We start from the raw sequence: 2,178 nt of genomic DNA, 5'->3' as shown, positions 1-2,178 counted from the left end.
CCTCAAGGTGTGGTTCGAGCAGGCCGATGGCGGCGTGCGCAGCCTGCTGCCGAGCCGCCTGCCGCCCCACGAAACGGTGTTTGCCATGACCATCCACAAGTCCCAGGGCTCGGAGTTTGCCCACACAGTGCTGGTGCTGCCCGATGCCCCCAGCCCCCTGCTGACCCGCGAGCTGGTCTATACCGGCATCACTCGCGCCAAGGGGCGGCTCGATCTCTACGGCGATCGCGCCCTGCTGGCGCAGGCGGTGCGCAAGAAGACCGAGCGCTATTCGGGATTGGCACAGAGGTTGGGAGGCTAACGTCGTTGGGCAGTGGCAAGGAATAGATAACTGCCCTGGGATTGATAGACAATATACCGAGCAAGTTATTACCAGGCACCGGCCTAAGCCGGTGTCTTATTTCTGCTGGTTTTTTCTTTAGCGCATATCTCCTTCGGCATCAGTGTTAACTCAGCCTTGAGACGCTTTATTTTAGGGTTGCGGCCTGTGAGGGTATTATCTCTCCAACCACTGCTGCCGGGTGATCTTATATAAACAATGCCGCTCCAAGGGGTGCCCCTTGGTTACCTTGGGATGGCTAAAGTCCTGGTTCGTATTGACCATGCCCACTTTCAGCATGACCCGCTGAGATGGCGCGTTCTGCAAGGTGGTAAAGGCGTAAACGGCCGGGGCAGCAAGCTCGTCGAACGCAAATTGCAGCGCCCTCTGCGCGGCCTCGGGGGCATAACCCAACCCCCAAAAGGCCGATGACAAGCGCCAAGCGATCTCGATAAAGGGAGCATCGGGAAACCCGCTGTGCTCATCCTGGTGATGCAGCCCAACGAACCCCATAAACTGCCCCGTCGCCTTCAGCTCGACCGCCCAGAGGCCCCAGCCTCTCTCGGCGATGAGGCGTTGGATCTGGTTGGCGTGCTCGTCACTCTGCTGGCGCGAGAGGGGGGCGAGAAAATATCTCATCACCTGGACGTCGGCACACAGCTCGGCATAAGGTTGGTCGTCTTCGCGCCGCCACTGGCGCAGAATAAGCCTGTCTGTTTCCATCACCATACGGACTCCTCAAGGTGGTTGTCGCATCGGCATCATGCCTGATTTTGGGGCAGCCACCGCCGCCCCATCATTACACTCAGCGAGCAGCAAAGACGCGCGCCTACCCTGCCTGAGTGGTTGGCCTAGCACACATCGCTGACAAAAAACTGCACCACTTGCGTCAGGTCGCGCTTCAAGTACGCCTGCGTGTGGGGCTGCTCAAAGTGGAATTTGAAATCCTGTTCACTGTCGAATCGCTCCCACAACAGGAAACGGCGTTCATTATTCGCGCATCGATGCAGCGTGAAGATGGTGCAGCCAGGCTCTTTTAATGTGGCTTCGCAGAGCCGCGTCAGATGGTGATACGCCTCGTCAATACTGACCGACGCCTTGACCGCTAACTCGGCCGTAACGTAATAACCCTTGCTAAACATGAATGGCTCCTGTTTCTGTGGAGCCGGTAAATTACTTCCTGGAGTTCACTCCAGGTCAAGGATCTTTTTGTCGTATGCCTCAATCTTGTAGCGCACTACGCCCAGCTCCTGATGCAGTCTCGATATCTCCCTCTCGAGCTTCACCTGGTGATCTGAAAGCATTAACTTTCTGTCTGCCAATGTGCTGGTGCCCGCCAGGCGCAGCTTGGCAAAGGCTTTAATCTCCGAAAGTGGCATGCCCGTGGACTTCAAGCGCCTAATCCACGTCAGCCATTCGATATCGTCTTGGTCAAAGACGCGCCGCCCCGATTCATTCCGGCGGATATTGAGTAGCAGCCCTTCCTTCTCGTAATACCGCAGCGTATGGATTGAAATACCCGTCTGGTCTGATACGTCAGAGATCTTCAAGATGCCTCCATGCAAGGGATTCATGCCAATAGAAATAAGGGCGATGCCTCACTCTCCGTGCTTTTTGTGGTCATAAACAGGATGGCGGCAAGCACATAACGCCATGTCATGACATCCGCACCAACACCCACGGCACTCCGGGATGGTCACCCGGTATAGGGTGTTGCGCTCTATTTTAACGTCTGACGGGCGGCATTGTTCAACCCGGTGGCCGGCCATTGATTGGCCATGGGGCTGACATCACGCGGGCGTTTTCAGCGGCCCCAGGGGCCGGCCCATACGCTCTGGATGTAAAAAAACGGGGCCCGC

At 56.8% G+C, this 2,178-nt stretch carries 4 protein-coding genes; 1 reads left to right on the top strand and 3 read right to left on the bottom strand.

Translation table 11 applies throughout. The annotated features are described in order from the left end of the window. On the top strand, positions 1–301 hold a 301-nt coding region (locus BN1121_RS00025), incomplete at its 5' end, for an ATP-binding domain-containing protein (RefSeq protein ID WP_197065728.1). 195 nt (positions 302–496) lie between these two features. Here BN1121_RS00025 and BN1121_RS00020 read toward each other — a convergent pair. The 3 genes from BN1121_RS00020 to BN1121_RS00010 form a co-directional block, all read right to left on the bottom strand. Then, a complete protein-coding gene (locus tag BN1121_RS00020) occupies positions 497–1,048 on the bottom strand; it encodes a GNAT family N-acetyltransferase (RefSeq protein WP_005345716.1) in 552 nt (183 codons plus the stop codon). 122 nt (positions 1,049–1,170) lie between these two features. Further along, positions 1,171–1,461, bottom strand: coding sequence for a putative quinol monooxygenase (locus tag BN1121_RS00015; protein WP_005345718.1), 291 nt, complete (start codon positions 1,459–1,461; stop codon positions 1,171–1,173). Between the two features lie 45 nt (positions 1,462–1,506). Beyond that, on the bottom strand, positions 1,507–1,869 hold the full coding sequence (locus BN1121_RS00010; RefSeq protein ID WP_005345719.1) for a MerR family transcriptional regulator: 363 nt from the start codon (positions 1,867–1,869) through the stop codon (positions 1,507–1,509). Positions 1,870–2,178: the final 309 nt, after the last annotated feature.

Source organism: Aeromonas diversa CDC 2478-85 (assembly GCF_000819805.1).
Lineage (GTDB): Bacteria > Pseudomonadota > Gammaproteobacteria > Enterobacterales > Aeromonadaceae > Aeromonas > Aeromonas diversa.
This window is presented reverse-complemented; position numbering and strand designations above follow the sequence as displayed.